Source organism: Pseudomonas sp. PS02303 (genome assembly GCF_029959925.1).
GTDB classification, from domain to species: Bacteria; Pseudomonadota; Gammaproteobacteria; order Pseudomonadales; family Pseudomonadaceae; genus Aquipseudomonas; species Aquipseudomonas mandelii.
In genome coordinates this window covers 1-3,172 of the sequence record NZ_JASCOM010000416.1, presented here as the reverse complement: position 1 = coordinate 3,172, position 3,172 = coordinate 1, and the positions used below count along the sequence as shown (strand labels likewise).

Sequence of the window (3,172 nt, the reverse complement as noted above, 5' to 3'; positions counted from 1 at the left end):
CCCGCGAGCCGCCTCACTCCTACAGTTTGGGCCGGGGCGTACACACATTTTGTGCACGCCATAGATCTCCTGTAGGAGTGAGCCTGCTCGCGATGGCGGTGTGTCTGGCGACGTCGATGTTGACTGTGCCGCCGTCTTCGCCAGCAGGCTTGGCCCCTACAGGGATTGCGTTGGGCTTAGATCCCGAACCGATCACGCAGCGCGTAATACGCGGCGCCCATGGCAGTGAGTGGCGCCTGGAAGGTGCGGCCGCCGAGCATCGGCATATGCGGGAGCGAGGCGAACGCGTCGAAGCGTTCGGCGTCGCCGCGGATCATTTCCGAGATCAGTTTGCCGGCCAGGTGCGAGCAGGTGACGCCGTGGCCGCTGTAACCTTGCATGTAGTAGGCGTTTTTCTCGATGCGGCCGAATTGCGGCATGCGGGACATGGTCAGCAGGAAGTTGCCGGTCCAGCGGTAGTCGATCTTTACGTCCTTCAGCTGCGGGAAGGTCTTGAGGATTTTCGGCTTGATCAGTTGCTCGATGTCGTCCGGTTCGCGGGCACCGTAGACCACGCCGCCACCGTACAGCAGGCGGTTGTCTGCGGTGAGGCGGTAGTAGTCGAGCAAGTAATTGCAGTCTTCGACGCAGTAGTTGTTTTTGATCAGGCTGCGAGCCACCTTTTCCGACAACGGTTCAGTGACGACGATTTGCGAACCGCACGGCATGCTTTTGCGCGTGACGCGGTTGTCGAGGTCTTGCGGCAGGTAGGCGTTACCGGCGATCAGCAGGTACTTGGCGCGTACGACGCCTTTGGCGGTACGCACGGTGATCGGTTCGCCGTAGGTGATTTCCACGGCCGCCGATTGCTCGTAGATTTTTCCGCCCAGGCCGATGATGGCCGAGGCTTCGCCGAGGGCCAGGTTCAGCGGGTGGATGTGGCCGCCCTGCATGTCGAGCAAGCCGCCGACGTAGTTGTCGCAACCGACTTCGCGCTTGATGTCCGTCGCGTCGAGCATGGTCAGGTTTTTGTTGCCGTAACGTTCCCAGCTGCTTTTCTGCTCGGCCAGGCCTTTGAGCTGCTTTTTGTTCAGCGCAGCGAAGATGCCGCCCGGCTTGTAGTCGCACTGGATGTCGTAGTGCTGTATGCGCTGACGAATGATGTCGGCGCCTTCGAAGATCATGCTGCCGAGGACTTCAGCGGTTTTGTCGCCGTAGCGTTCTTCGATGACATCAACGTCGCGGCTGTAGGAGTTGACCAGTTGGCCGCCATTGCGACCGCTGGCGCCGAAACCGACTTTGGCGGCTTCGAGCACGGTCACGCTGTAGCCCGCTTCGCAGAGGAACAGGGCCGAGGACAGACCGGTGTAGCCGGCGCCAATGATGCAGACGTCGCAGTCCACAGCTTGTTCCAGGACGGGGAAGTCGCCGGTGAAGTTGCGGGTTGCGGCGTAGTAGCTATTTACATGAGTCTGTTTCATAGGTTTCTCCGATGGTCGCCGACACAAGCCGGCGGCCGCCGTTGTAGAAGTATTAGAGCTTGATCCAGGTCGCTTTGAGTTCGGTGTATTTGTCGAACGCGTGCAGCGATTTGTCCCGACCGTTACCCGACTGCTTGTACCCGCCGAACGGCGCGGTCATGTCGCCGCCGTCGTACTGGTTGACCCAGACACTGCCGGCGCGCAAGCCACGGGCGAAGGTGTGGGCCTTGCTGAGGTTGCTGGTCCACACGCCGGCGGCCAGGCCGAAGATGCTGTCGTTGGCGATGGCCAGCGCTTCTTCCTCGGTGTCGAAGGTGATCAGCGACAGCACCGGGCCGAAGATTTCTTCCCGGGCAATGGTCATGGCGTTGGTCACGCCGTCGAAAATCGCCGGCTCCACGTACAGGCCACCGGTGGCTTCGAGGGTGCGACGGCCGCCCGCGATCAGTTGCGCGCCCTGGTCTTTGCCGACCTGGATGTAGCGCAACACGTTGTCCAGTTGACGCTGATCGACAACCGCACCGACGGTGGTTTCCGGATCGAGTGCGTGCCCCGGTTTCCAGGCTTGCAGCGCTTCCACCAGCAGCGGAATGAACTGCTCGCGAATCGAACGTTCCACCAGCAAGCGCGAGCCGGCGGTGCAGACTTCGCCCTGGTTGAAGGCAATCGCACCGGCCGCCGCTTGTGCTGCCGCGCGCAAATCCGGCGCGTCGGCGAACACCACGTTCGGGCTCTTCCCCCCTGCTTCGAGCCAGACGCGTTTCATGTTGCTTTGCCCGGAATAGATCAGCAGTTGCTTGGCAATCGCGGTCGAGCCGGTGAAGGCCAGCACGTCGACGTCCATGTGCAACGCCAGCGCCTTGCCGACGGTATGACCGTAACCCGGCAGGACGTTGAACACGCCTTTGGGGATGCCAGCGTCCACTGCCAACTGGGCGATGCGGATGGCGGTCAGTGGCGACTTTTCCGAAGGCTTGAGGATGAACGAGTTGCCGGCCGCGAGCGCCGGGGCGAACTTCCAGCTGGCCATGATCAACGGGAAGTTCCACGGCACGATGGCGGCGACCACGCCCGCTGGCTCGCGGGTGATGAGGCCCAGTTGATCATGCGGCGTGGCGGCGACTTCGTCGTAGATTTTGTCGATGGCTTCGGCGCTCCAGCGGATCGCGTTGGCGGTCGCCGGGATGTCGATGTTCATGGAATCGTTGATCGGCTTGCCCATGTCGAGGGTTTCGAGCAGGGCGAGTTCTTCCTGGTTGGCCAGGATCAGATCGGCGAAGCGGATCAGGATGCGCTTGCGCTCGGCCGGGGCGAGGTTGGCCCAGATACCGGATTCGAAGGTGCGACGCGCGACGGCCACGGCTTCGTTGGCATCGGCTTCGTCGGTGCTGGCAACGTTGGTGAGGAAGCGACCGTCGACCGGGCTCATGCATTCAAAGGTGTCGCCGCTGAGTGCCGGGCGGTATTGGCCGTCGATGAATGCGCGGCCTTCGATAGTGAGGGACTGGAAGCGTTGTTCCCAGTCGCTGCGAGTGTTTGTCATGGTTGTGACTCGACGCAGAGGAATAAGAAGTCGTTGGAAGGTGGTGTATCAGGCGAATTGCATCGCTGACTGCGCGGCCGTCTTCGCGGGCAAGCCTCGCTCCTACAGGTATTGCAGCGTGCACGGCTTCTGCGCCAGGCACTTCTCCCTGTAGGAGCGAGGCTTGCCC

Annotated in this window: 2 protein-coding genes; both read right to left on the bottom strand. The window is 61.9% G+C overall.

The genetic code is table 11. From position 1 onward, the window contains the following. Window positions 1-176: 176 nt before the first annotated feature. A complete protein-coding gene (locus tag QMX98_RS33470; RefSeq protein WP_010455430.1) occupies window positions 177-1,460 on the bottom strand; it encodes an FAD-binding oxidoreductase in 1,284 nt (427 codons plus the stop codon). Between the two features lie 52 nt (window positions 1,461-1,512). Then, entirely contained in the window at window positions 1,513-3,003 is a 1,491-nt protein-coding gene (locus tag QMX98_RS33465; RefSeq protein WP_145308296.1) for an aldehyde dehydrogenase, read from the bottom strand. Window positions 3,004-3,172 lie beyond the last annotated feature (169 nt).